This is a genomic window from Burkholderia sp. MS389 (assembly GCF_016899425.1).
Taxonomy (GTDB): Bacteria; Pseudomonadota; Gammaproteobacteria; order Burkholderiales; family Burkholderiaceae; genus Burkholderia; species Burkholderia sola.
The window spans coordinates 3,513,045-3,539,684 of sequence record NZ_CP045994.1 but is presented as its reverse complement, the minus strand read 5'-3'; the positions used below and the strand labels follow the sequence as shown (position 1 = coordinate 3,539,684).

Genomic DNA, 26,640 nt, shown 5'->3' with positions numbered 1-26,640 from the left:
CAGCGCCGCGCGCCACCCAGAATTCCCAGGAAAACCACTCAATGCACGCAAAAAGCCTGACCGAACTGCGCGCCGCGCTCGCCGCCAAGGAATGCTCGGCCGTCGAGCTCGCGCAGCACTACCTGAAACGGATCGACGCCGCGCGCGACCTGAACGCGTTCGTCCACGTCGACGCCGACCTCACCCTCGCGCAGGCGAAAGCCGCCGACGCGGAACTCGCCCGCGGTGCGGGCGGCGCGCTGACCGGCCTGCCGATCGCGCACAAGGACGTGTTCGTCACGCGCGGCTGGCGCTCGACCGCCGGCTCGAAGATGCTCGCGAACTACGAGAGCCCGTTCGACGCGACCGTCGTCGCCCGCCTGCAGGCGGCCGGCATGGTCACGCTCGGCAAGACCAACATGGACGAGTTCGCGATGGGCTCGTCCAACGAGAATTCGGCGTTCGGCGCGGTGAAGAACCCGTGGGACACGAACGCGGTGCCGGGCGGCAGCTCGGGCGGCAGCTCGGCCGCCGTCGCCGCGCGCCTCGCGCCGGCCGCGACCGGCACCGACACCGGCGGCTCGATCCGCCAGCCCGCGTCGTTCGCGGGCGTGACGGGCATCAAGCCGACCTACGGCCGCGTGTCGCGCTACGGGATGATCGCGTTCGCGTCGTCGCTCGACCAGGGTGGCCCGATGGCGCAGAGCGCGTCCGATTGCGCGCTGCTGCTGAACGCGATGGCGGGCTTCGACGAGCGCGACTCGACGAGCCTCGAGCGCGACGACGAAGACTTCACGCGCCACCTCGGCCAGCCGTGGGCGGCCGGCAACGACGCGGGCAAGCCGCTCGCGGGCCTGCGCATCGGCTTGCCGAACGAGTATTTCGGCGCCGGCCTCGCCGACGACGTGCGCGCGACGATCGACGCGGCGCTCAAGCAATACGAAGCGCTCGGCGCGACGCTCGTGCCGGTGTCGCTGCCGAAGACGGAACTGTCGATCCCCGTGTACTACGTGATCGCGCCGGCGGAAGCGTCGTCGAACCTGTCGCGTTTCGATGGCGTGCGCTTCGGCCACCGCGCCGCGCAGTACGGCGACCTGCTCGACATGTACAAGAAGTCGCGCGCCGAAGGCTTCGGGCCCGAGGTGAAGCGCCGGATTCTGGTCGGCACGTACGTGCTGTCGCACGGCTACTACGACGCGTACTACCTGCAGGCGCAGAAGATCCGCCGCATCATCGCGAACGATTTCCAGGAAGCGTTCAAGTCCTGCGACGTGATCATGGGCCCGGCGTCGCCGACGGTCGCATGGGATCTCGGCGCGAAGGGCGACGATCCGGTGCAGATGTATCTCGCCGATATCTACACGCTGTCGGTGAGCCTCGCGGGCCTGCCCGGCATGAGCGTGCCGTGCGGCTTCGGCGCGGGCGCGAATGCGAAGCGTCCGGTCGGCCTGCAGATCATCGGCAACTATTTCAACGAAGCCCGGATGCTGCAGGTCGCGGATGCGTTCCAGCGCGCGACCGACTGGCACAAGCAAGTTCCGGCGGGGGTGTAAGCATGACTCAATGGGAAGTCGTTATCGGTCTCGAGACGCACGCGCAACTGTCGACCGTCTCGAAGATTTTCTCGGGCGCCTCGACGCAGTTCGGCGCGGAGCCGAACACGCAGGCGTGCCCGGTCGACCTGGCGCTGCCGGGCGTGCTGCCGGTGCTGAACCGCGGCGCGGTCGAGCGGGCGATCCGCTTCGGCCTCGCGATCGGCTCGACCATCGCGCCGCGCAGCATCTTCGCGCGCAAGAATTATTTCTACCCCGATCTGCCGAAGGGCTATCAGATCAGCCAGTACGAGATTCCGGTCGTGCAGGGCGGCCAGATCACGATCCAGGTGCCGGCCAACGAAAAGGCCGGCAAGGCCGCGTACGAGAAGACCGTCAACCTGACCCGCGCGCACCTCGAGGAAGACGCGGGCAAGTCGCTGCATGAAGACTTCGCCGGGATGACGGGCATCGATCTGAACCGTGCCGGCACGCCGCTGCTCGAGATCGTCACCGAGCCGGAAATGCGCAGCGCGGCAGAGGCCGTTGCGTACGCGAAGGCGCTGCACGCGCTCGTCGTGTGGCTCGGCATCTGCGACGGCAACATGCAGGAAGGCTCGTTCCGCTGCGACGCGAACGTGTCGGTGCGCCCGGTCGGCCAGGAGAAATTCGGCACGCGCGCGGAAATCAAGAACCTGAACTCGTTCCGGTTCCTCGAGGAAGCGATCAACTACGAAGTGCGTCGCCAGATCGAGCTGATCGAGGACGGCGGCGAAGTCGTGCAGGAAACGCGCCTGTACGATCCGGACAAGCGCGAGACGCGGTCGATGCGCAGCAAGGAAGACGCGCACGATTACCGCTACTTCCCGGACCCCGACCTGATGCCGCTCGTGATCGGCCAGGACTGGGTCGAGCGTGTGCAGTCGGGCATGCCCGAACTGCCGGCCGCGATGCAGCAGCGCTTCGTCGACGAGTACGGCGTGTCCGCGTACGACGCGGGCGTGCTGACGTCGAGCAAGGCGATGGCCGCGTACTTCGAATCGGTGGTCGCGAAGGCCGGCGCGGCGAATGCGAAGATCGTCGCGAACTGGCTGATGGGCGACGTGTCGTCGCAACTGAACCGCGACGGCATCGAGATCGACGCGATTCCGGTGTCGGCCGCGCAACTCGCGCTGTTGCTGCAGCGCATCGCCGACGGCACGATCTCGAACAAGATCGCGAAGGAAATCTTCGCGACGATCTGGGACGAGAAGGCGACCGACGAAGGTGCGGCCGACCGCATCATCGACGCGAAGGGCCTGAAGCAGATCTCCGACACCGGCGCGCTGGAAGCGATCATCGACGAAGTGCTCGCGGCGAACGCGAAATCGGTCGAGGAATTCCGCGCGGGCAAGGAAAAGGCGTTCAACGCGCTGATCGGCCAGGCGATGAAGGCGACCAAGGGCAAGGCCAATCCGCAGCAGGTCAACGAACTGCTGAAGAAGAAGCTCGGCTGAGCATGCGCGCGCGCCTGAACCGCGCTTGACGACGGGCCGCTCCGAACCAGTTCGGGGCGGCCCGTCGCGTTTGGTGGATGCGTTATCGTATGCATCGCACCGTTCAACGGAGGAACGAATGGCGAAACAACCGTCGCTCGACGATTTCCGCGTGCCCTACAGCACGCGCGACAAGGAAGCCGCCGCATTCAAGCTCGACGCGTTCGACTCGGCCGCGAAGCCGTTTTCGTCCGGTTCGAAGGAGGCCGACCGCGAACGGCTGTCGGTCGTGTCGACCGAGCTCGACGTCCAGCAGGAGCGCCTGCACACGCAGCAGAAGAAGCGCGTGCTGCTCGTGCTGCAGGGGATGGACACGAGCGGCAAGGACGGCACCGTGCGCGCGGTGTTCCGCGAGGTCGATCCGCTCGGCCTGCGCATCGTGCCGTTCAAGGCGCCGACGCCGATCGAGGCCGCGCACGACTTCCTGTGGCGCGTGCATGCGCAGGTGCCGGCGGCGGGCGAACTCGCGATCTTCAACCGCAGCCACTACGAGGACGTGCTGGTGCCGCGCGTGCTCGGTGCGATCGACGACAAGGAATGCGAGCGCCGCTACCGGCAGATCCGCGATTTCGAGACGATGCTGTTCGAGAACGGCACGACCATCGTCAAGTGCTTCCTGCACATTTCGAAGGACGAGCAGCGCGCGCGGCTGCAGGCGCGTATCGACGATCCGACCAAGCACTGGAAATTCGACATCTCGGATCTCGACGCGCGCAAGCACTGGGACGCGTACCAGTCCGCGTACCGCGACGCGCTCGCCGCGACGTCGGCCGAGCATGCGCCGTGGTACGTGATCCCGGCGAATTCGAAGACGCACCGCAACGTGATGATCGCCGAGCTGCTGCTGCGCACGATGACCGACATGAAGCTGGAATTCCCGCCGCCGAAGCCCGAGCTCGAAGGCGTGAAGATCCGCTAACCCTGTAAAAACATCGAACTGAACGGAACCCGACATGATGCGAGTGATCACCGCCAACCTGAACGGCATCCGCTCCGCCGCGAAGAAGGGCTTCTTCGACTGGCTCGGCGAACAGAACGCCGATTGCGTGTGCGTGCAGGAAATCAAGGTGTCGGCCGACGACCTGCCGGCCGAATTCGTCGAGCCGCACGGCTTCAAGAGCTATTTCCACCACGCGGAGAAGAAGGGCTACAGCGGTGCGGGCGTGTACAGCCGCCGCGAGCCCGACGACGTGATCATCGGCTTCGGCAGCAGCGAATTCGATGCCGAAGGGCGCTACGTCGAGGCGCGCTACGGCAAGCTGTCGGTCGTGTCGGTGTACGTGCCGTCCGGCTCGAGCGGCGAAGAACGCCAGCAGGCCAAGTACCGCTTCATGGCCGAATTCATGCCGCACCTCGCCGCGCTGAAGAAGAAGCGCGAGGTGATTCTGTGCGGCGACGTGAACATCGTCCACAAGGAAATCGACATCAAGAACTGGAAGAGCAACCAGAAGAACTCCGGCTGCCTGCCGGAAGAGCGCGAGTGGCTCACGAGGCTGTTCGACGACGTCGGCTACGTCGACGTGTTCCGCACGCTCGATCAACGCCCCGAGCAGTACACGTGGTGGAGCAACCGCGGCCAGGCGTACGCGAAGAACGTCGGGTGGCGGATCGATTACCAGATCGCGACGCCGGGCGTGGCCGGCACCGCGAAAAGCACGTCGATCTTCAAGGACATCAAGTTCAGCGACCACGCGCCGCTGACGATCGACTACGACTACACGAAGTGACGGCCGGCGCTACGCGGTGCGCGTAGCCGCCGCATGCAAAACGGGCCGCATGTCGAACATGCGGCCCGTTTCGTTTGGGGCGCGGCTTACTGCTTGAGCGACGCCATATCCACGACGAACCGGTACTTCACGTCGCTCTTCAGCATCCGTTCGTAAGCGGCGTTGATTTGCTGCATCGGAATCGTCTCGATGTCCGACGTGATCCCGTGCTCCGCGCAGAAGTCGAGCATTTCCTGCGTTTCCGCGATCCCGCCGATCAGCGAGCCGGCGAGGCGGCGGCGCTTGAAGATCAGGTTGAACACCTGCGGCGACGGATGATCGTGCTCCGGCGCGCCGACGAGCGTCATCGTGCCGTCGCGCTTCAGCAGGTGCAGGAACGGGTTCAGGTCGTGCTGCGCGGCGACCGTGTTCAGGATGAAGTCGAAGCTGTTCAGGTGCGCGTTCATCTGCGCTTCGTCCTTCGAGATCACCACTTCATGCGCGCCGAGCCGCTTGCCGTCCTCGATCTTCGACGGCGACGTCGTGAACAGCACGACGTGCGCGCCCATCGCGCGCGCCAGCTTCACGCCCATGTGGCCGAGGCCGCCAAGGCCGACGATGCCGACCTTCTTGCCGGGGCCGACGTTCCACTGCCGCAGCGGCGAGTAGGTCGTGATCCCCGCGCACAGGAGCGGCGCGGCGCCGGCCGGATCGAGCGTGTCCGGCACGCGCAGCACGAATGCTTCGTCGACGACGAGCTGCGTCGAGTAGCCGCCGTAAGTGATGTCGCCCGTCACGCGATCCTGGCCGTTGTAGGTGCCGACGAAGCCGTTTTCGCAATACTGCTCGAGGCCTTCTTCGCAGCTTGCGCAGGTGCGGCACGAATCGACGAGGCAGCCGACGCCGACCAGCTCGCCGACCTTGAAGCGCGACACCTGCGGGCCGGTCGCGGTCACGCGGCCGACGATTTCATGGCCCGGCACGACCGGGTAGATCGTGTTGCGCCATTCGTTGCGCGCCTGGTGAAGGTCCGAGTGGCAGACGCCGCAGTAGAGGACGTCGATCTGGACGTCGAGGTCGCGCAGCGCGCGACGCTGGAATTCGAACGGGGCGAGCGGCGACTGCGCATCGGTCGCCGCGTAGGCATAGGTTGTGCTCATGCAATGGGCTCCTTGTCCGGAAAACGTCCGGTGAAACAGACTGCCGTCGCATCATGTGGCGATGCGGCGAGACAGGTGCCTATCGTAAGGAGCGCACCGCCGCGGCGAAATACACGAAGGTCTGGAAGATTTGCCTATTCCTCTCGAATTGCCCACGAACGGCCGTCAAAACGCGTTCACGGTGCTACATTGCGAGCCAGATTCTCTTGCCGGACAGGGCCGCACCGATGAGCTTCCAACCCCTTTTGGCCGACGCGGGCGAGCGCCTGCAGCGCCGCATGATCGAGCTGCACACGCGCCTCGCGCCGAACGAGGGCGACACGCTCGCGGCGCTCGACGGCGTGCGCTTCATTCGCGTCACCCATTCCGTACCGCGCATGCCCGTGCTGTACGAGCCGAGCATCATCGTCGTGTGCCAGGGCCGCAAGCTCGGCTATCTCGGCGACCGTTCGTTCGTCTACGACGCGCAGCAGTATCTGGTGCTGTCGGTGCCGCTGCCGTTCGAATGCGAGACGTTCGCGAGCATGGACGAGCCGTTTCTCGCGATCTCGATCCGCGTCGATCTCGCGGTGATCGCCGAGCTCGCGATCCTGCTCGACGAGACGCTCGGCGCGGCGGTCAGCGAGCCGCTCGGCGTCTATTCGACGCCGCTCGATGCGCCGCTGGCCGATGCGGTCGTGCGGCTGCTCGAAGCGCTCGCGTCGCCGCACGACACACGGGTGCTGGGGCCGGCGATCATGCGCGAGATCGCGTATCGCGTGCTGACCGGCGAGCAGGGCGACGCGATGCGCGCGGCGCTCGTGCAGCAGCATCATTTCGGCCGCATCGCGAAGGCGCTGCGGCGCATCCATGCCGACCTGAGGACCGATCTCGACGTCGAGACGCTCGCCCGCGAGGCCGGGATGAGCCTCGCGGTGTTCCATGCGCAGTTCAAGCACGTGACTGCGACGTCGCCGATGCAGTACGTGAAGGCCGCGCGGCTGCACCAGGCGCGGCTGATGATGGTGCAGGACGGGGTCGGCGCCGGCGCGGCGGCCGCGCGGGTCGGCTATGCGAGCGCGTCGCAGTTCAGCCGCGAGTTCAAGCGGCTGTTCGGCCGCAGCCCCGGCGACGAAGTGCGCTGGATGCGCGACAGCGGGGTGCGGCCGGCCATGGCCGACGTGGACGCGTAGCGTCCGGCGCCGCGCGGCGGCTCAGCGCCGCACGATCTTGCGTCGCTGCGCGCTGATGCCCGCGTAGTCGGGCAGCGATTCGACGCGTTTGCCCGTCGCCTTCGCGTACAGCGGCATCAGGTCCGGCAGCCGGTTCAGCAGATCCTGGCGGCGCGCGGTGCTGTACGGGTGCGTGTAGATGAAGCCCGACGTCTTGTTCGCGCGCGTCGCGACCGCGAGTTTGTCCCACAGCGTGATCGCCGCGCGCGGATCGAAGCCCGCGCGTGCGGCGATGTCGCCGCCGATCACGTCGGCCTCGGTCTCGTCGGTCGGATCGTAGTGGAGCGACTGCAGGCGCTCGCCGAGGTTCAGCGCCTGCGGCAGCGGATCGCCGACGCCGAACAGCGGCGGCAGCGCGGCCGCGCGCAGCGACGTCTGCGAGGCCACGCTGAAGTTGCTGCGCGCGTGTTCGCGCAGCGCGTGCGCGATGCCGTGCGCGAGCAGCACGCCGAACTCGTCGTCGTTCAGGCGCACGCGGTCGAGCATGCCGCCGTACACGAGCACCTTGCCGCCCGGCAGGCAGGTGAGGCGGATGTCGCGCGAGCGGATCACGTTCACGTCCCACGCCCAGCTTTTCACGCGGTCGTTCCACTTCACCGAATACGGCGCGAGCTTCGCGACGATCGCGCGCAGGCGCTTCACGCGCGGCTGGTTCGCGGGCAGCAGCCGGTTGCTGTCGGCGGCCGTCTGCACGATCTGCGCGTATTCGTTCGCGGTGAGCTGTTCGAGCAGCGGCGACGGGATCAGCGTGCGGAACGCGATCGCGTTGCCGTAGCGGACTTGCGTCGGCGTCGGCGTATAGGCCTTTGCCGGCACCGCGGCGCCGGTCGGCTGCGCGCCTTCGGCGGACGGCGGGACGGGCGCGGCAGAGGTTGCAGCGGCGGGCGGCGCGGCTTGCGCGGCGGCCGGCGCGGAGCTTGCCGCGGCCGCGCCGGTGTCGGTCGCGTGCGCGAGCGTCGCGGCCAGCGCCGCGGCGCCGACGCTCAACGCCGCCGCCGCGTGTGCGAGCCGACGCGGGCGGTTACCGCGCACGGCTCGCCTCGCCGTTGCGCGCGGTGCCGTTCCACGGCGCGATCCTGAACAGCAGCAGCATGCCGGGGATGGCGAGCACGGTACACACGATGAAATAGTCGTACCAGCCGATCTTCGCGACGACGAAGCCGCTCGCGGCCGACGCGAGCGTGCGCGGCACCGACGCGAGGCTCGTGAACAGCGCGAACTGCGTGGCCGTGTAGCGCGGGTCGGTCGTGCTCGCGATATACGCGACGAACGCGGCCATCGTCAGGCCGGTCGTGAAGGTCTCGAAGCCGTAGACGATCGCGAGCGCGACCGTCATCGGGCTCAGCCTTGGCGTGATCTCGATACCGAACACCGACATGAACGACGCGAGCGCGTGGCTGGCCGCGACCGTGAAGTCGTACAGCACCGCGAGCACCGGCGAGCCCGGGCCGAGCTGCGCGAGCCACGCGAAGCCGAGCGTCGACACCATCTGCAGCGCGCCGAAGATCCACAGCCCGCGGCCGATGCCGATCTTCACGAGCCAGATGCCGCCGATGATGCCGCCCGCGACGCTCGCGACGAGCGCGGTGGTTTTCGCGACGATGCCGATCTCGGTGCGCGAGAAGCCGATGTCGAGGAAGAACGACGTCGACAGCGTGGTGGCCATCGTGTCGCCGATCTTGAACAGGAAGATGAATGCGATGACGAGCAGCGCGCCGGCCCAGCCGTCGCGCTGGATGAATTCGCGGAACGGCAGCACGATCGCGTCGCGCAGGTTGCGCGGTGGTGCGCCGACCACTTCGGGCTCGCGCACGACGAGCGTCATCAGGATGCCCGGCAGCATGAACGCGCCGGTGATCGCGAACACGGCGTCCCACGGCAGGTGGTCGGACAGGATCAGCGCCAGCGAACCGGGGATCAGCGCGGCGAGCTTGTACGCGTTGACGTGTACCGCGTTGCCGAGCCCCTGCTCGGTGTCGCGCAGCAGTTCGCGGCGGTACGCATCGATCACGATGTCGGCGCTCGCGCCGAAGAACGCGACGAGCGTCGTGAGCGCGGCGACCGTCCAGATCGAGTCGCGCGGCGACACGAAGCCGAGCGCGGCGATCGCACCCGCGACCAGTACCTGCGTGAGCAGCAGCCAGCCGCGCCGGCGGCCCGGCCGCCAGCCGGGTAGTCGCGGGACGTAGCGGTCCATCAGCGGCGCCCACAGGAACTTCCACGTATACGGGAACTGGATCAGCGCGAACAGGCCGATTTCCTTCAGGTTCACGCCCTCGGAGCGCAGCCATGCCTGCACGAGGTAGACGAGCGTGAAGAGGGGCAGACCCGACGTGAAGCCCAGGAACACGCAGATCAGCATGTGCGTGTTCAGATAGGCGCGCCAGCCGGGGTGATCCTCGTGAGCGGTGAGTGCGGGCGCCTCGTGTGGCGTTTTCGACATGGACTGGAACTGGGTAGCGTTGACTGATGGCGGCGGCAGCACAGGCGGCGGCGCGGGTCGCGCAGCGGCGCGGCCGCACGTGCGTGCGGGCCGTCGGCGTCCGTCAACGGCTCCCCGGCTCAGCTGCGCTTGACGCGGTAGACAGCAAGACTACCACGCCAGTTCGCTCCCCATCGAATCGGTTGGCCTTCGTGCAGCACCACGCGGTCGAGGATCGTCACACCGACTTCGGGCGCGAGCGCCTCGAAATCCTCGATCGTCAGCACCCGCACGTTGGGCGTGTTGTGCCACTGGTAAGGCAGCGACTTCGACACCGGCATCCGGCCGTTCAGCACCGACAGCCGGTGCGGCCAGTAGCCGAAGTTCGGGAACGACACGATGCACTCGCGGCCGACCCGCGCGGTTTCGCGCAGGATCGCAGCCGTCTGGTGAATCGTCTGCAACGTCTGCGACAGGATCGCGATGTCGAAGCTGTGGTCCTCGAACAGGCGCAGGCCGTCTTCGAGGTTCTGCTGGATCACGTTGATGCCGTTCTTCGCGCTGGCGAGCACGCCCGCGTCGTTCAGCTCGATCCCGTAGCCGGTCACGTCCAGTTCTTCCATCAGCAGCGCGAGCAGCGAGCCGTCGCCGCAACCGAGGTCGAGCACCGTCGAGCGCGGTTCGACCCAGCGCGCGATCGTGCGGAAGTCCGCGCGCGCGGACAGGGAATTCAGCGCTTGCTGGTTCATGCGCCCACCTCGTTGGCAATTCGTTCGTAATACGCGCGGAGCAGGTTGTGATAGCGCGCGTCGTCGAGCAGGAACGCGTCGTGGCCGTGCGGCGCATCGATTTCCGCGTAGCTGACCGTGCGCTTGTTGTCGAGCAGCGCCTTCACGATCTCGCGCGAGCGTGCCGGCGCGAAACGCCAGTCGGTCGAGAAGCTCGCGATCAGGTATTTCGCCTGCGTGTGCGCGAGCGCGGCCGTCAGGTTGCCGTCGAACGCCTTCGCCGGGTCGAAGTAGTCGAGCGCGCGCGTAATCAGCAGGTAGGTGTTCGCGTCGAAGTAGTCGGCGAACTTGTCGCCCTGGTAGCGCAGGTACGACTCGACCTCGAATTCGACGTCGAAGCTGAAGTTGTACGCGTCGAGCGCGCCGTCGGCGCGGCGCAGCGCGCGGCCGAATTTCTCGGCCATGTCGTCGTCGGACAGGTACGTGATGTGGCCGATCATCCGCGCGACGCGCAGGCCGCGCTTCGGCTTCACGCCGTGCGCGTAGTAGTCGCCGCCGTGGAAGTCGGGATCGGACAGGATCGCCGAGCGCGCGACCTCGTTGAACGCGATGTTCTGCGCGGACAGCTTCGGCGTCGACGCGATGTCGATGCAGTGCGCGACGCGCTCCGGATACATCAGGCTCCACGCGAGCGCCTGCATCCCGCCGAGGCTGCCGCCCATCACCGCGGCGAAGCGCTCGATGCCGAAGGCATCCGCGACGCGCGCCTGCGCGTGCACCCAGTCCTCGACGGTGACGACCGGGAAGCTCGCGCCATAGGGCTTGCCGGTCGACGGGTCGATGCTCATCGGGCCGGTCGAGCCGAAACACGAGCCGAGGTTGTTCACGCCGATCACGAAGAAGCGGTTGGTGTCGAGCGGCTTGCCGGGGCCGACCATGTTGTCCCACCAGCCGGTGCTGCGCGGATCGTCCGCGTAGATGCCGGCGACGTGGTGCGACGCGTTGAGCGCGTGGCAGACGAGCACCGCGTTCGAGCGCGCGGCGTTGAGTTCGCCGTACGTCTCGACGACGAGCTGATAGTTGCCGATCACGCTGCCGCTTTGCAAGCGCAGCGGTTCGGCGAAGTGCATGGTCTGTGGAGCGACGATGCCGATCGATTCCATTCGTTCCGCCTTATGACTGGGCGGCTAAATGGTGTCGGCGAGGCGCGGAGTCGGAGATGCGCGGCTGACGACCTCTTTAGCCGCATTTGTAGTGAACCGCCAGGGAACGACGCATCGACACATCAACGCCCCGGCCGGTTCGCGCGCCCGCAATCGAGTCAGCAAATCGGCGCGCTTCCGACTGCCGCCAAGCGGGCGGCAGTCGGAGGAGTATAGCGGAATTCCGCAGGGCGCGGATTTCACACCTCGCCGGCCGCCGACGACTTCACCAGCGGTATTTCGCCGAGAACTGTCCCTTTACCACCGAGTAGTCGGACAGATTGCCTTCCACGCCGATGCTCGCCGATATCGAGAATTGCCGGCTCAACTGCCCGGTTGCGCCGATCCGGACGGCAGCCCGGTCGCGCGGCACGCTGAACGAGAACGCATTGCGATCGAGCGTCAGCGAGCGCGAGCCGGGGCCGTGCCACCAGTTTGCCTCGATGAACGGCCGAAGTTCGCGTCCATGCGGCATCGCGGTGATGCCATGCACGCGCACGCCCAGGCGGGTGAGCACGTCGGTGGAGCCCTGGCCGTCGACGCGGCCGCCGGCCGTGCCGTGTGCATCCGCGCGATAGTCGGATACGACGAGCTGCGCTTCGGGCTCGACGAAGAATCGTGTGTCGCCCCGCTCGTAGAAGGGCAATGAATAGCCCGTTTCGACCGAGCCCGTGAGGGTGCGCGAACGGTACGAGTCGGCAGCGAGGCTGCCGCCGACGCTGTTCGCGTAGGCGCCATACATGAACCATGCGTCGACATAAGGGCCGGTCAGGATGTCACGGTTGCCGTACCACGTGCCATACAGGCCGACGTTGTAGCCGGAGACGCTGCCGCGCGCGGTGGCGTTCATCACGCGGTGCTCGATCGCATTCCACAGCGGACGCGTCGACCAGTTCGTCTGGCTGCCGTACATGCCCATCGCGCCGACGCGCACGCTGCCGCCGTGACCGTCTTCGAAGCGGAGCAGGTCGGCGCCGGCGTGAATCAACCGACCGTTGCCCGACACGCTGCGATTGCCGCCCGACATCGACGTCATCTGGCCTTCGGCGCGCAGCCATATCGCGCCGTCGAGCGGCCCTGTCGCGGCCGCGCCCGTGCGCAGTGACGCGTCTTCACGCTGATGCAGCGTATGGACGGCCATCATCGAGGCTGCATCGGCATTCGCCAGATACGCATCGGGCTCCGGTGCGGCGGCACGCGGCGGCGGAGTGATTTCCGGCACGATCGGCGGCTCGGGATCGACCGGGCCGGGCGGAACCGGGTCGACGGGGCCGGGTGGAACCGGCGGCTGAGGCTTCGCAGCGGACACGAGATACCAGTCTTCTTCCTGCCCGCCGTTGCCGCCGCGCTTGAGCATGTAGTCGTAGCCGCCCGCGGACAACGTGCCGAAGCCATTCCGGTAGCCGTCGGATCCCGCATCGAGGGTGAATGCCGACACGTCCGTCGTGCCGCCATTGCGGGTTTCGACGAGCGGGATGCCGATGGTCGTCGGCGCACCGTCGCCGCCCGAACGCTTGACGACGATACCGGTGTCGCCGGACGCTCGGCCGCCGTCGATCATGAGGCGGTCGGTGGGCGACGCGTCGTCCTGCAGCGTCGTATGGAGGACGAGCCGGCCGTTGCGGGCCGCATAGTCGCCCGTCACGACGAGCGTGCGCGGCGTCGGCATGCCGCGTGCCGCGGGCGCGGCGAACTCGATCGTCGAATCGTTCAGGGCGACGGAGCCGACCGTCGAATCGGCGGTGACGGTCCAGCGGCTGTTCGTGTCGAGCGACAGCGTGCGGACCACGTCGGTCGCGCCGGTCCACTCGGATGCATTGGCGAGCGCGACGTTCGTCACGGCATCGGTCGCACTGCCGTCGTCGGTCGGCAGGTTGACGATGTCGCCGTCGGCACGGGAGCCGGTGTCGAGCGTGAGGCGCACGGGTGCGCTTGACTCTGCATGGACCGACAGCAGTGTGCCGTTGCCGCCGATGGCGCGCGTGCCGTTCTTCAGCGCGATGGTCGCGTCGGACGCGTCGATCGCGCCGTGGCGTTCGCTGACCAGCGAACCGTCGTCGATCGTCAGCGTACCGCCGTAGACGGCCGCTGCGGGGGCGCCTTCGCCGGTCGCGCGCGCGCTGGTCCGCACCAGGTCGATTGTGCCGCCTGAACTCGAATAAAGCGCAACGGCTTGCTTGCCCTGCGTTTCGACGCTCGTATCGACGAGCGACGCGACGGAGTCCGCGCCGGCCGACATCACGCCGCGCGCGCGTTCGCCGCTCGTGGTGATGCCGCCGCGCGTCATCGAGATCTTGCCGCCGAGGCGGGCGATCACGCCGATTGCGCGGTCGCCGGTGGTGGTCACCAACGTATCGGTTGCATCGACGACAGGCGTATCGGTGTATTCCTTCGATGCATAAAGCCCGTGCGCGCTCTTGCCGTGCGTGATGACGCGCGTGCCCGCGAGTTCGACGCTGCCCTCGCGCGTGTCCACGCCGAGCGCGTAGTCGCCGGCGGTTTCGAGGTGCGAGTCGTTCAGTGCGACCGTGGAGGCGCTCGGCAGGTACAGCACCGACGCGTAGTCGCCGTCCGTGCGGATATCGGTGCGGGTCAGTGTCGCGCGGACACCGCCGTAACTGATGGACAGGCCGACGCCGAACAGGCCGCTGGTACGGACCAGCGTGTCGGCCACCTCGATGGTGCCGCCCGGCGCCAGGATCGCCGTGATGCCATGCGCTTCCTTGCCGCGTGTCACGATCACGCTGTCGGAGAGCGTGAGGCGCGCGTTGGTGCCGTCGACGGACGCGCCATGCGCGTAGTCGCCGTCGGTATCGATGGAAATGCGCTCCGCAGTCGCGTTGGCACCATTACGAAGATCGATGCCGGCGCTGGAGCCGCCGCGGGTCCGGATTTCCGTATCGCGCAGCACGACGCGCGACGCGCTGCCCCATGCGGCGGCGCCCGCCGCGCCGTTGCCGGTTGAAAAAACGCGGGTCCTGCCGCCGGTCGTCAGGATGCCGCCGTTGATCGCGGAAAGCACCGCTTTGCCGGCCTCGTGCGTCGAATATTCACCCGGCGCGACTTCGAGTTCAATGCCGTCGGCTTGCTGCGGGCCGCCGCCCGTGACTTGTGCGGTTGACGGCGACGACATCGCCGCGCCGGCGAGCAGGGCCGAATGTGCGACGTACAGGCGGACGCGCGCTCGGGACGAGAGGAAATAACTGCGGTTCACCAGATCACCTTTCTTGTCTTGAACAGGTGAAAAGTAGTTTTGTTGAGCAGGTTTGGATATTGGACGAGTTCGAATTTTCGGAGGAAACCGACGAACGGCACGGGGGACACGTGAGGCGGGAAGGTGCTTCGGTGCCCGTTGCCTGAATGATTGGAGGCGTGGGTGGTGTGTAGCGGGCCTGGAACTGCGCTGGCCAATTGCGTGCCGCCCGGCGTGAGCGTTGCCGGCCGGGTTGATGAGGGAATCCTGAAAGAGGCGAGAGGCAGTGACGACTGCTCGAACGACAATTCCGTCGGCACGCGGATCGATGGCGCGTTGGTCCGCCGAGGATGTCGGGGAAGGGGCGCGCGCCCCCGCGCCCTGGTACGAGCCGGCGCGCAGGACGCGCACCGGCGCTCGGACTTTACTGATACATGATCGAGTACATCACCGAGGTGTTCACCGTGCCTTGACCTGCTGCGCCGCCCGTCGCGACATACTGGGCGTAGTACGGCAGGTCTGCAGCGCCGTCCTTCAGCGCGACCGCCTTCGAATTTTCATCGGCCTTGCCGACGCCGATATTGGTCGTATCGCCGTTGAGCAGGCCGACTTCGACGTTCTTCGCGGTGCCCGATGCGTTGAGCAGCTGACCGGTGGTCGAGTTGACCGTCGTGCCTGCCTCGAAATGCGTGAAGACGTTGCCGGTGGCCGGCGAGCAGTTCTTCAGGCCGATCTTGAACGGCGTGCGGCCTGCCGTCGAGCCGCCGCTGGCGAGCGACGACGTCGACACCTTCGGCAGCGCGACCGTGAAGTCCTTGCCGCCCGTGCCGTTGCCGTCGATCGTGCAGGTCTGCGTACCGATCTTGCCGTTGATGGTGATCGTGCCGTCGGCGGCGTGCGAGACGGCCGGCATCATGGCTGCGGCTGCGACGGTGAGAGCAGCGATGCTGGAGAGAGCGAATTTCATATCAATTTCCTCAAGTACTGGTTGGAAAAAACGCGGACTCCGTCGTCGTGCCGCCTGCACGCCGGGATTGGCCGTGCGTGCGGCATGTCGAGTTCATCCGATAAGCACCTTCCGATGAAGTCCTGTCGGACTGCTAATCAGAAGCTTGTTTTGGTCACCGATCGGACGGTGACCGATGGAGCGCGCCTACCGCTTGAAATTGGGTTGCGGCCGGCGCACTGCCGAATTGCTTTGATCGAGTGCGACGCGTTCACTGATAGCTCAACGTGAACGTCGCGGCGCCCTTGACCGTCCCGCCCGATACGGCTCCGGTCGCGATGTATTGCGCGCTCAGCGGGATGCTGCTTACCGACCCTGACGATCCGACGTACCACTGGTTCGGGTTGCCGACCGCGCCCGAATCGGGACCGTAGCTGACGGGTTGGCCGTTCCTGAGAATCCGCAGCTTGACGCCCTTCGCCGTGGCGTCCGGCGTGAGCGTGAGGGCATTGCCCATGTTTCCCGGATTGGTCAGGTCCGTCAGCGTCACGTAGAGGCTCGTGCCGGACTTGCAGGACAGGCCGATGGCGAAGTCGCGATCGCCAGCTGTCATGCCGACCGCATTCAGCTTGCTGGCGGCGACCGGTGGCAGCGGGACGGTCTGGTTTTTCGTCAGGACGGTACAGCTGACCGGGGTGAGCGCGATGTTCCCGGTTTCCTTCCAATAGCTTCTCCAAATCGCCGCAGGTGCATTGGTATTCCTGTTGTGTATTCGTATCTCCGAATCGAATTGAGTAGGTGAGAATAGCGTTGCATTGGGATAGTTGTAGATCATGTCGTCCACTTTGATCAGCTCTTTCTTGACCCTCACCACGCCTCGGACGGGCCCGGTCTCACCGAACGGTGGCGCCCACCGCTGAGCAGTAGAGGGGAGCATCATGACTTCACCCGTATCCAGGTTCGTCGTGCGAATGCCGATGTATAGATAGTGCTCCCAGCCGGTAAAAGTGCCGATGCTGTAGACACCCGGCATTTTGGTCTGCCAGAACCACTGCCCGAACTGGATCTCCCATCCGCCGGGCTTGCCGTGCAGGGGGGGATTGGTGTCACAGACGTACTCAAATTCCGTAGTGGCGGTTCCAAGTACGGCGCCATTCGGCAAATTGGGTGGAATGACGAGTTTCCCTCCATTACCGAAGGTGAAGTACCAGCTAGATACCTGGTTGGGCTTGTCGAACTTGCATGCTTGCGCATGCGCAGTGCCGAAACCGCATGTCACCGGTATCAACCAGACGATGAGCAGCCTGAGAAGATGAATGACGAATCTGCGTGGGGTGAACTTCATGAAACCTCACCGTAAAAAATTGTGTGTTCGAAGGAGTCGGCAGCATGTGGAACGGCTTACGGCCGGGCCTTGACCAGCGAGTAATCGCATTTCGCGTCCATCCGCGCGTATGCGGAATGTTTGCTCCGCTCCGTCGGCAAACTGTAGGAGAACGAACAGGCCTGATTGGCGCGGTCGCCCCATTTCGCGGTCAGCACACCCGAATCATTCAGGCCGCGCGTGAATACCGTGCCGCCCTGGCCCGCCATGCCGATCGAATTGCCTTCCTCGTCGACCACCGCGCTGCCAAACGGAATGGGCGTGCCGTCCGGCTGATGAATCCCGAGCAGCACCGCGCGTCCGCTGATGGTGCCGAACTTGAGCTTCACCACCGAATTCGCGCGCGGTGCGACCTGCTGGCTCGTCGTCAGCATCTCCACGTCGAGCGGAATGCCCTTCGGGTCGAGCTCGATTGAGTTCATTTTGTACGGCGTCAGATACGGCAGCACCGCATAGCCGCGCCGGCCGATCCGAACGTCCGTGCCGTTGGTGATACGGGCGCCGACGGCGTCCTTGGCCTCGATGATCGCGACGGTATCGCCGAGATCGTTGGCCAGCGTGACACCGCCCGCATGACCGACGACGCCGCCCGATACGCCGACGGATACGCTCGAGTAGCCGCTGCCGCCGGTCGCGCTGCCCGAGAAAGTCGCGAACGGGCTGCGATACTGCACGTTGCCGCCGCCCGACGTCGTGCCGCCGCCGGTGGTGGTGTTCAAGCCGTAGGTGAGCGCGCCGGATTCGCCGAGCGTGCCGGTCAGCGACATCTGGCCGGTGGTGCCGCCCTGGTTGTCGTGCGCGATACTCGAGCTCAACGTCGGCGAGTACGAGCGCCGGCCGAGCGGGATGGTCACGTTCGCATAGACCTGATTGTTCAGGTTGCCCGAATAGCCGTCACGCTGCCTCGACACCGACAGGTTGTAGCTCACGTTGAGGCCGGCGATCCGCAGGCTGTTGTTGTAGCCGACCTGGAACTGCGTGGTCGTGCCTTGCCGATTCCAGTAGCTGGACGACGAGCCGATCGCGAACAGCGTGCCGCGCCCTTCGCCGAGCGTCTGGTTCAGCGTCAGTTGAACCTGGTTGCGCTGCCGGTACACGTCGCCCGGATCCCGGCCTGCCGCCGCTTGTTCCCGGGCATGCATCGCATCGCGCATGCCCCAGTATCCGCGCGATGAGTAACGGTACGCGGCGACCGCGACGTTGGTGCCCGTCGCTTCGACGGACTTGCTGTAGCTGACGCGCACGCTCTGGCCGCTCGTGGCCGACACGCCCGGGATGCGGGCGCTCGCCTGCGTGACATCGACCGCGAAAGCGCCGGCCGGCGTGTTGAACGCGGCACCGACCAGCCCGGCCAGATAGTTTTCCGCGACGATGGCCCCGACATAGCCGGTCAGCAGGTTGCTGATGCCGCGCTGATAGGTGGCCTGCGCAAAATTCGGGTGACGCTCGAGCAGCGGCTCGCGCAACTGGCCCACTGCGACACCGAAACGCGAGATGCCAGGGCGCAGCGACTGCACGACCGCCGCATATGGCACTGTGAAGCTGTGCTTCCTGCCGTCGGCCTCGGTGACCGTGACGAGCAGGTTGCCGCCGTAACCGGTCGGGTACAGGTCGTTGATCTCGAACGGGCCGGGCGCGACGTTGGTTTCGTACAGCAGCGCGCCGTTCTGCGACACTTCGACGTGCGCATTGCTCGTGGCGACGCCGCGGATCATCGGCGCATAGCCGCGCATCGAATCGGGCAGCATCCGGTCGTCCGATTCGAGCGTGGCGCCGCGCATGCCGACGCTCTCGAACAGCGTGCCGTCGGTATAGGTCTCACCGATCTTCAGCTGGCTGCGCCATGCGGGCAGGTCGCGCTGCAGGTAGGTATTGAGGCTCCGGTAGCGGCTCGGCCCTTGGGATTGCGCGCTGTAGGACCCGTTGTGGCGGAAATGCCAGTTGCCGAGATTGGCGCCCCCGTGCAACCCGAGATAGGCCTGCGTGCTGTCATAGCCGGACGACATGTTCCGGAACACGTTTGCGTCGTACTTGAGCGTCATGCTCGGCACGCCACTGTCCCACAGTTCCGGACTCACGTAACCGCGTGGATTGCGCAGCAGCGATGCCTGCGGAATGCTCACGTTCAGCCGCAACTCGGACAGGTCGAATTCAATCGTAGCGCCGGCCACCAGACTGGCGACGTCCGTGCACTCGCCGGCCTGCACGCGAGCCAGCTCGGCGCGCGCCGCATCGGTCAGCGTCTCGCTGTCGAGGCCGAGCCGGCTCACGACCGTGCGATCGAGGCACGGCGTCGCGCTGACCGCGCCTGCCGGTGCATCGAAGCGTACGGTCGAGCGGCCGGTCCACGTTTCGTTCACGTAGAGGTCGACCAGGTACTCGCCGGCCGGAACCGGGTTGCCTTTCGCGAAGCGATCGAGGTCGAGCCGCTGGCCGCGCGGTTTCATCATCAACGTGTCATTGAACTGAACCTGCGCGACATCGAAGTGCTCTGCCGGAGTGGTTGACGCGTCGGCGGCAAATGCACCGGCCGTCCAGCCGCCGAGCGTCGCCATGACGAGCAGATAGCCCGGCTTGAGGGCTAAACGCGGGGACTCCAGTGGTTGAATGTGATGATTCGCTCGCATGAATTCAATATGTTGATGCCGCATCGTCATAACGCGAGCGACGGTCTACCTGTGCCGGTGCGAGGGCCGCACCGCAGGTCAACGACGGGTTGAGTCAGAAACGGTCGGGCTGTGTCAGTGCGCCTTTTTCGGCGCGTAACGGCCTTCGATGGCGGCGCCGTAATCGTTGAGGAACGTATAGTCGACTTCGATCGGCGCGCCCAACGGTGACGGCACGTTGCCGACGTCGAATTGTTCGGTGGCGCCCGGCTTGACCATGCCGCCCTTGTCGTCGGTCCAGGTCGCGCCGCCGGACTTGACGACCAGCTTGGTGAATGTCACGTGGTAGGGCGTCGGATTCGTCGCTTGCAGCGCATAGCCGCCGCTGGACTTCGGCGCGAAATTCCAGGTGACCTTTTCCGCGGATTCGTCGGCGACGCCTTGCAGTGCCGCCGGGCGGAAGAACAGCTTGATGCGCGTGCGGAACGCGAGCTGCAGCATGTTCGGATCATTCGAATCGCCGGTCGCCTGAGGTGGGACGTCGAGCACGTTGAGCCAGTACAGCGTTTCCTTATTCTGCGCGAGCGGTTCCTGCGTATAGATCAGCCGCAGGCTCTGGCCTTTCTTCGGATCGAGACGGAACAACGGCGGCGTCAGCGTAAACGGTACCTTCGAGTCGTCGGGCAGTGCGTTCGCGTGGCCGTCGTCGATCCATGCCTGGACGAGCGAAGGCCGGTCGCCCTCGTTGGTCATCTTGACCGTGACCTCGCGCTCCTTTTCCGGATAGATCACACGCGTTCCGCCGATCACGACGCTTGCATCCGCGGTGGTCAGGCCGGACAGCGACGCGATCAGCATTGCTGCGCCCACGCTCAAACGCAAGTTCATTGGCATTCCCATCGCCGATTTCTCCTTATAGATGGACAGTTCACTGTTGGTCGGACGCGGCCCGTGCAGCACCACTGCATCGCGTGCCCGGGCCGCCGGTCGGCAGACCGCGTTACTGGTACGAGACCGAATACATGACCGACGTATTGACCGTGCCGGCCGTGGCCGCGCCGCCGGTTGCAACGTATTGCGCGTAGTAGTTGAGCTCCGCCGAGCCGCTTGCGATCGGCACCGTCTGCGAGTTCTGCTGCGCTTGTGCCGCGCCGAGCTTGATGTTCGAGCCGTCCTTGTTCAGGAGGCCGACCTCGACGTTCTTCGCGTCACCCGTCGCGTTGAACAGCTGACCCGTTTGCGCGTTGACCGTCGTGCCCGGCTCGAAGTACACCGATGCGTTGCCCGAATTCGGCGAGCAGTTCGACAGGTTGATGCGGAACGGCTTGCGGCCGGCCGTCGAGCCGGCCGCCGAGAGTGCCGAGGCCGACACGTTGGGCAGCGTGACGGTGAAATCCTTGCCGCCGCCGTCGCCCGAGATGTTGCAGGTCTGGGCGGTGATTTCGCCGGTGATCGTGATCGTGCCGTCAGCTGCCTGAGCCGACGAGGCCGCGGCGAGGAGACCTGCTGTCGCCATCAGAATGGAAAGTGCTTTTTTGGACATTTAAGTACCTGTTAGTAAGGGCCTCGCGTCGAAAGACGACGCACGGACGTTTCCATCGCGCTGTCGCGCATCGCTGCTGCGGGGCGGCAGCAGCTGCGGGAAACAGGTGCTATTGTTCCGAAGTAAGTCATTCGAAAGAATGGGACGATTTCTAAGTTGAGTGGCTTTAATCTAGTTCGAGTACTAAATTTCTTTTAAGAATCGTCAAGGGCCGTGACTCGCATGCCGCACACCCGTGCCGGGACGTCGACGTTGCGGGAGCGCCGCAAGGATCGAGAGGCTGTCTGATGGATTCGGCTCGCCTCGGCGGCCGATTCAGGCAGGGATATATTGAGGATGGCGAATTAATGACGGCGTGCGCGGGATATGAACCCCGCGCCGATTCAGGCCGTCAGTACCGCGGGTGCGGACAGGTGAGGCGATGCCGTGTGCCACGGCGAGCGCGGAATCGGCGCCTGGGCATTGACGCGTGTCGCCAAGCGAGTGCGACGCCAGACGGCGTGCTCGCAGCGCGCACGTCCGCGCCTCGGGCGTTACTGCAGGATCAACCGCAAATGCGCATCGGCCTGCTCGCCCGGCGGCTTCTGGAACCCGCCCTTTGCGAAGCGGTGCCATCGGCCGATCACGTAGCAGACGAGCAGGCTCGCGCGGGCGGCCGGATCGTAGTCGGCCGGTAGCGCGAACGGTGCGGCGCCGTCCTGCGGCGCGTTGGCTTCCGTGCGCGCGACCCGAAGGCATTGCTTGACGGTCGCCTCGATCCGGTCGAGCAGCTGGTTTACGCGTTCGGTCAGCCGCTCGTCCTCGCCGACCAGCGCCTCGCCGGTCAGCACGCGTGTCATGCCCGGGTTCTTCGCGGCGAAATTGAGCATCGTCAGCGCGATCGTGCGCGCCTGCTGCACGCCGTTCGGCTCCTTCGCGACGATCTGGTTCACGAGCCCGAACAGCGCCTGCTCGATGAACTCGATCAGCCCTTCGTACATCTTCGCCTTGCTGGTGAAATGCCGGTACAGCGCGGCCTCCGACACGTCGAGCCGGGCCGCGAGCGCGGCGGTCGTGATTTTCTCGGGCTTCGGCGCCTCGAGCATCGCGGCGAGCGTCTGCAGGATCATCACGCGCCGCTCGCCCGGTTTCGGGCGCGGGCGGGACGGTGTTGCCTGGTCTTCCTTTACGGCGTGGTCCTGCGGGTAAGTCGGCTGCATTTCTGTCGCCCCGATCGTGTGCCCAGTCGCAGCGATTTTAACGAACGAATGCGCTGGTCGACATAATGCGGTCGGCCGATGTTCGGCAGATGGCCCGGCAGGTGGCCGGTGATCCATACGGTGCCGATGCCGAGGCGCTTGTAGCGCTTCAGGTGGCTGCGGGTGTCTTCTACGAGGATCGCATCCGTGAGCCGTGCATGCACGGCGCGCAAAGTCCTGCGCAGCATCGCACGATCGGGCTTCGCGCGCCACGTGCGGCGATCACGCATGTGCTCGATCGCGATCACGCGCTCGAACAGCCGCTCGATGCGCAGCTCCCGCAGCACCGCGCGTGCGTAGTTCGCGGGCGCGTTGGTCAGCACGAACTTGCGGCCCGGCAGCGCGGCGATGATGTGCGCGAGACCACGCTCTGCGCGCACCATTGCAGGCAAGTCGGAAAACGTGTGGACCACGCGCAGGAAGTCGTGCGGATCGATCGGGTGATGGCGCGTGAGGCCGAGCAGCGCGGCGCCGTAGCGCTCGGTATAGCCGTTGCGCAGGCGATCGGCTTCGGCGTGCCCGACCTGCAGCGCGTCGATGATGTATTGCGTCATCGCACGGTTGATCTCGGGAAAGATCGCGTGCGATGCGTGGTGCAGCGTGTTATCGAGATCGAACAGCCAGACGGGCGCGCCGGCACGCGGCCGGCTGCGCGAAATGCGCCGGCGTCGCAACGACGCCGGCAGGTCGGGGCTGGCAGGCGGGCGGCGCGCGCTCAATGCGAGCGGATCATCGTGCCGAACGGCTGCTCGGTCAGGATTTCCAGCAGCACCGAGTGCTCGATCCGGCCGTCGACGATGTGCACCGACTTCACGCCGCTCTTCGCCGCGTCGAGCGCCGACGAGATCTTCGGCAGCATGCCGCCCGAGATCGTGCCGTCTTCGAACAGCGCGTCGATCTCGCGTGCGGAGAGATCGGTCAGCAGGTTGCCGTCCTTGTCCATCACGCCGGGGATGTTGGTCATCATCAGCAGCTTCTCGGCGTTGAGCACCGTGGCGAGCTTGCCGGCGACGAGGTCGGCATTGATGTTGTACGACAGGCCATCCTCGCCGAAGCCGATCGGCGAGATCACCGGGATGAACGCGTCGTCCTGCAGCGCCTTCACGACCGCCGGGTTGATCGCCTCGACTTCGCCGACCTGGCCGATGTCGATGTACTGGCCCGGGTTGTCGCGGTCCGGCATCAGCAGCTTGCGTGCGTGGATCAGGCCGCCGTCCTTGCCCGTCAGGCCCACCGCGTGGCCGCCGAAGTGGTTGATCAGCATCACGATGTCCTGCTGCACTTCGCCGCCGAGCACCCATTCGACGACTTCCATCGTCTCTTCGTCGGTGACGCGCATGCCCTGGATGAAGGTGCCGGCCTTGCCGATCTTCTTCAGCGCGTGATCGATCTGCGGACCGCCGCCGTGGACGATCACCGGATTGATGCCGACCAGTTTCAGCAGGATCACGTCGCGCGCGAAGCCCTGCTTGAGCCGCTCTTCCGTCATCGCGTTGCCGCCGTATTTGATGACCACGGTCTTGCCGTGGTAACGGCGGATGTACGGCAGCGCCTCCGCGAGGATTTCTGCTTTCAGCGTGGGGGCGATCTGCGAGAGGTCGATGGGCTCGGACATGGCGGCGGCTCTGGCTGGGAACGGTTGAAACAGGCCGAATTGTACAGGAGTGGCGCAGCGCAGCATCGGGTTTTTGGGCCGGCCGGAACACCGGCGGCGCGAGGCGGGTACAGCGCGCGGCGGCCCGCCGGCTATGGCGCGGCGCGATTCGGGCGGCGCCGCGCGGGTGGCGCCGGCGGGCTGGCGCGCGTGAGTTTGCGGTGGATCTCGGCCACGCGGCCGACGTGCAAAATCCGGCCGCCGCGCTATGCTTGTCGCGTGGGGCGATGTCCCGCCCGCTTCCGCGATTGCACCATGACCGATTCCGCCGCCGACGCCCGTTCTGCCCCGCGCCGTGCGCGCTGCCCGCACTGCGGGCGCGGCTTCGACTGCGGCGCGCACACGCAGCCGTTCGACTGCTGGTGCGCGTCGATGCCGGTGCCGCCCGGCGGCGCCCAGCCGGCGGCCGGCGCACGCTGCCTCTGCCCCGAGTGCCTGGCCGACGAGATCGCGCGGCGGATGGCCGGCGCGGCCGGGTGACGGCATCGGCCGCGTACGCGTGGGCGGCCCGTTCGCCTCGTGCCGATCCGGCCCCGCTAGAGGCGTCGGGCGCTAAACGGGTAAACTGCCCGGATGCAACGAATCACCACCACCGGGCGCGTCAACCTCAGTCACCTGTTCTGGCTGCGCAATCTTGCGATCATCGGCCAGCTCGTGACGATCGGCGTCGTGCAGACCTATTTTGGCGTGCATCTGCCGCTGCCTGCGATGCTGATGGTCATCGCGCTCGAAATCGTTTTCAACGCACTGACCTGGGTGCGCGTGCTGCGCGCGCGGCCCGAGACCAATTTCGAGCTGCTCGGCCAGCTGTGGGTCGACCTCGGTGCGCTGTCCGCGCTGCTGTTCCTGTCGGGCGGGACGACCAACCCGTTCGTGTCGCTGTACCTGCCTTCGCTCGCGATCGCGGCGGCCGTGCTGCCGTGGCACCTGATGATCTGGCTCGCGGCGTTCGCCGTCGCCTGCTACGCGGCGCTCGGCTTCGATTCGGTGCCGCTCAACATGGACAACCCGGCGAACCTGTTCGATTACTACCGTACCGGGATGTGGGCGAACTTCATGGTCAGCGTCGGGCTGATCGCGTGGTTCGTCGCGCGCATGTCGAACGCGCTGCGCCAGCGCGACGCGGCGCTCGGCGAGGCGCAGCAGCATCTGCTGCGCGACGAGCGGGCCGTCGCGCTCGGCGTGCAGGCCGCCACCGTCGCGCATGAAATGGGCACGCCGCTGTCGACGATCGCGATGCTCGCCGAGGAGTTGCGCGACGCGGCGCGCGCCGATCCGGGGCTCGCACGCTACGAGGCCGACCTGAAGGTGCTCGAGGAACAGATGTCGCTGTGCACGTCGGCGCTCGCGCGCCTGCGCAGCCGCGCGAGCGCGCCGGCGAGCCGCCAGCCGGTGGACGACTGGCTCGACACGTTCGTCGAGCACTGGCGTCTGCGGCATCCGCACGTGCAGTTCGAACTGCTCGGCGCGCGCCCGGCGGGCGTCGCGCTCGACGATACGGTCGCGGCCGGCCAGATCCTGACGATCCTGCTCGACAACGCCGCGCGCGCGAGCCCGCAGCGCGTGACGCTGGCCGCGAAGGTCGCGCATGGCGGCACGGCCGACGAGATCGAATTCGAGGTATGCGACGACGGGCCCGGCATTCCGGCCTCGCTGCGCGAATCGCTCGGCGCGATGCCGGTCGACAGCACGCAGGGCGGGCACGGTGTCGGCCTGTATCTGGCGTTCAGTGCGGCCGCGCGGCTGGGCGGCGAGATCGAACTGTCCGACGTCACGCCGCGCGCGGCGGGCGGCAACGGGCGGGCGGGCAGTGCGGCGAATGGTCACGCCGCGGCGGGATCGGCACAGCGCGCGGGCCAGCGCCTGACCGAACGGACAAGCGGCGCGCCGGACAGCCGCGCGGCCGGCACGACCGCCGGGCGCGGCACGCGGGCCGTGCTGCGCCTGCCGGTCGTGCGCGTCGCGCTGCCGGCGGCCTCAACCAACACGTAGACGGAGAAACCCCATGAGCGAGAACAATTTCCTGGTGATCGACGACAACGAGGTGTTCGCGGGCACGCTCGCGCGCGGCCTCGAGCGCCGCGGTTACGCGGTCCAGCAGGCGCATGACAAGGAGGCGGCGCTGCGGCTCGCCGCGGGCGGCAAGTTCCAGTTCATCACCGTCGACCTGCATCTCGGCGAGGATTCGGGACTGAGCCTGATCGCGCCGTTGTGCGACCTGCAGCCCGACGCGCGCATTCTCGTGCTGACCGGCTATGCGAGCATCGCGACCGCCGTGCAGGCCGTGAAGGAAGGTGCCGACAACTACCTCGCGAAGCCGGCGAACGTCGAGTCGATCCTGGCCGCGCTGCAGACCAACGCGACCGAAGTGCAGGCCGACGAGGCGCTGGAGAACCCGGTCGTGCTGTCGGTGGACCGGCTTGAATGGGAGCACATCCAGCGCGTGCTGGCCGAGAACAACAACAACATTTCGGCGACCGCGCGTGCGCTGAACATGCACCGCCGCACGCTGCAGCGCAAGCTCGCGAAGAAGCCGGTGCGCCAGTAAGCGGCGCACCAACGAAAACGGGCGACCCCCGAAGGGGCCGCCCGTCTCGCATC

At 66.6% G+C, this 26,640-nt stretch carries 22 protein-coding genes; 8 read left to right on the top strand and 14 right to left on the bottom strand.

From position 1 onward, the window contains the following. Positions 1 to 41: 41 nt before the first annotated feature. The 4 genes from gatA (at position 42) to GJG85_RS16430 (ending at position 4,773) form a co-directional block, all read left to right on the top strand. Positions 42 to 1,532 carry an Asp-tRNA(Asn)/Glu-tRNA(Gln) amidotransferase subunit GatA gene (gene gatA, locus GJG85_RS16445; protein ID WP_011546474.1) on the top strand — a complete coding sequence of 497 codons (1,491 nt, stop codon included), beginning with the start codon at positions 42 to 44 and terminating at the stop codon, positions 1,530 to 1,532. Positions 1,533 to 1,534: 2 nt separating this feature from the next. Beyond that, positions 1,535 to 3,007, top strand: a complete 1,473-nt coding sequence (gene gatB, locus GJG85_RS16440; protein WP_050011133.1) for an Asp-tRNA(Asn)/Glu-tRNA(Gln) amidotransferase subunit GatB — start codon at positions 1,535 to 1,537, stop codon at positions 3,005 to 3,007. 118 nt (positions 3,008 to 3,125) lie between these two features. Beyond that, positions 3,126 to 3,965 carry a polyphosphate kinase 2 family protein gene (locus GJG85_RS16435; RefSeq protein WP_089488912.1) on the top strand — a complete coding sequence of 280 codons (840 nt, stop codon included), beginning with the start codon at positions 3,126 to 3,128 and terminating at the stop codon, positions 3,963 to 3,965. A gap of 34 nt (positions 3,966 to 3,999) precedes the next feature. Continuing rightward, positions 4,000 to 4,773, top strand: coding sequence for an exodeoxyribonuclease III (locus tag GJG85_RS16430; RefSeq protein ID WP_050017918.1), 774 nt, complete (start codon positions 4,000 to 4,002; stop codon positions 4,771 to 4,773). 86 nt (positions 4,774 to 4,859) lie between these two features. On the opposite strand, the gene GJG85_RS16425 is transcribed toward GJG85_RS16430, so the two are convergent. Then, positions 4,860 to 5,912 (bottom strand): NAD(P)-dependent alcohol dehydrogenase, encoded by a 1,053-nt coding sequence (locus GJG85_RS16425; protein WP_069618219.1) that lies wholly within the window; start codon positions 5,910 to 5,912, stop codon positions 4,860 to 4,862. 227 nt (positions 5,913 to 6,139) lie between these two features. Between GJG85_RS16425 and GJG85_RS16420 the strand changes: the two genes are divergently transcribed. Continuing rightward, positions 6,140 to 7,084, top strand: coding sequence for an AraC family transcriptional regulator (locus GJG85_RS16420; protein ID WP_204383480.1), 945 nt, complete (start codon positions 6,140 to 6,142; stop codon positions 7,082 to 7,084). A gap of 21 nt (positions 7,085 to 7,105) precedes the next feature. On the opposite strand, the gene GJG85_RS16415 is transcribed toward GJG85_RS16420, so the two are convergent. The 13 genes from GJG85_RS16415 to argB form a co-directional block, all read right to left on the bottom strand. After that, positions 7,106 to 8,155, bottom strand: a complete 1,050-nt coding sequence (locus GJG85_RS16415; RefSeq protein ID WP_050017921.1) for a M48 family metallopeptidase — start codon at positions 8,153 to 8,155, stop codon at positions 7,106 to 7,108. Continuing rightward, positions 8,145 to 9,566 (bottom strand): AmpG family muropeptide MFS transporter, encoded by a 1,422-nt coding sequence (locus GJG85_RS16410; protein ID WP_050017922.1) that lies wholly within the window; start codon positions 9,564 to 9,566, stop codon positions 8,145 to 8,147. Before GJG85_RS16410 ends, GJG85_RS16415 begins: the two co-directional genes overlap by 11 nt. Positions 9,567 to 9,685: 119 nt before the next feature. Next, positions 9,686 to 10,294, bottom strand: coding sequence for a methionine biosynthesis protein MetW (gene metW, locus GJG85_RS16405; protein ID WP_006755281.1), 609 nt, complete (start codon positions 10,292 to 10,294; stop codon positions 9,686 to 9,688). Next, positions 10,291 to 11,436 (bottom strand): homoserine O-acetyltransferase, encoded by a 1,146-nt coding sequence (locus GJG85_RS16400; RefSeq protein WP_050017923.1) that lies wholly within the window; start codon positions 11,434 to 11,436, stop codon positions 10,291 to 10,293. Before GJG85_RS16400 ends, metW begins: the two co-directional genes overlap by 4 nt. 265 nt (positions 11,437 to 11,701) lie before the next feature. Continuing rightward, complete coding sequence (locus tag GJG85_RS16395; RefSeq protein WP_204383478.1) at positions 11,702 to 14,608, bottom strand: autotransporter outer membrane beta-barrel domain-containing protein; 2,907 nt, start codon at positions 14,606 to 14,608, stop codon at positions 11,702 to 11,704. Positions 14,609 to 15,092: 484 nt separating this feature from the next. Next, complete coding sequence (locus GJG85_RS16390) at positions 15,093 to 15,635, bottom strand: fimbrial protein (protein WP_050017925.1); 543 nt, start codon at positions 15,633 to 15,635, stop codon at positions 15,093 to 15,095. A gap of 250 nt (positions 15,636 to 15,885) precedes the next feature. After that, positions 15,886 to 16,959, bottom strand: coding sequence for a fimbrial protein (locus tag GJG85_RS16385; RefSeq protein ID WP_176016701.1), 1,074 nt, complete (start codon positions 16,957 to 16,959; stop codon positions 15,886 to 15,888). A 56-nt stretch (positions 16,960 to 17,015) separates the two neighbouring features. Beyond that, complete coding sequence (locus GJG85_RS16380) at positions 17,016 to 19,625, bottom strand: fimbria/pilus outer membrane usher protein (RefSeq protein WP_176016702.1); 2,610 nt, start codon at positions 19,623 to 19,625, stop codon at positions 17,016 to 17,018. A 114-nt stretch (positions 19,626 to 19,739) separates the two neighbouring features. Beyond that, positions 19,740 to 20,567, bottom strand: a complete 828-nt coding sequence (locus GJG85_RS16375) for a fimbria/pilus periplasmic chaperone (protein ID WP_306427009.1) — start codon at positions 20,565 to 20,567, stop codon at positions 19,740 to 19,742. 37 nt (positions 20,568 to 20,604) lie between these two features. Then, positions 20,605 to 21,147, bottom strand: coding sequence for a fimbrial protein (locus GJG85_RS16370; RefSeq protein ID WP_050017928.1), 543 nt, complete (start codon positions 21,145 to 21,147; stop codon positions 20,605 to 20,607). Between the two features lie 533 nt (positions 21,148 to 21,680). Next, entirely contained in the window at positions 21,681 to 22,346 is a 666-nt protein-coding gene (gene slmA, locus GJG85_RS16365) for a nucleoid occlusion factor SlmA (protein WP_050017929.1), read from the bottom strand. Further along, positions 22,313 to 23,104 carry an HAD-IA family hydrolase gene (locus GJG85_RS16360; protein WP_050017930.1) on the bottom strand — a complete coding sequence of 264 codons (792 nt, stop codon included), beginning with the start codon at positions 23,102 to 23,104 and terminating at the stop codon, positions 22,313 to 22,315. The genes slmA and GJG85_RS16360 overlap by 34 nt, the downstream gene beginning before the upstream one ends. Then, entirely contained in the window at positions 23,101 to 24,000 is a 900-nt protein-coding gene (gene argB / locus GJG85_RS16355; RefSeq protein WP_006490510.1) for an acetylglutamate kinase, read from the bottom strand. The genes GJG85_RS16360 and argB overlap by 4 nt, the downstream gene beginning before the upstream one ends. Positions 24,001 to 24,294: 294 nt before the next feature. Here argB and GJG85_RS16350 point away from each other — a divergent pair, with 294 nt between their 5' ends. From GJG85_RS16350 to GJG85_RS16340, 3 genes are all read left to right on the top strand, one after another. Beyond that, positions 24,295 to 24,519: a cysteine-rich CWC family protein gene (locus GJG85_RS16350; protein ID WP_050017931.1), complete on the top strand. Its 225-nt coding sequence runs from the start codon at positions 24,295 to 24,297 to the stop codon at positions 24,517 to 24,519. Positions 24,520 to 24,612: 93 nt separating this feature from the next. Next, a complete protein-coding gene (locus GJG85_RS16345) occupies positions 24,613 to 26,031 on the top strand; it encodes an ATP-binding protein (protein WP_204383476.1) in 1,419 nt (472 codons plus the stop codon). Between the two features lie 13 nt (positions 26,032 to 26,044). Then, positions 26,045 to 26,587, top strand: a complete 543-nt coding sequence (locus tag GJG85_RS16340) for a response regulator transcription factor (RefSeq protein WP_021156278.1) — start codon at positions 26,045 to 26,047, stop codon at positions 26,585 to 26,587. The last annotated feature ends 53 nt before the right edge of the window (positions 26,588 to 26,640 follow it).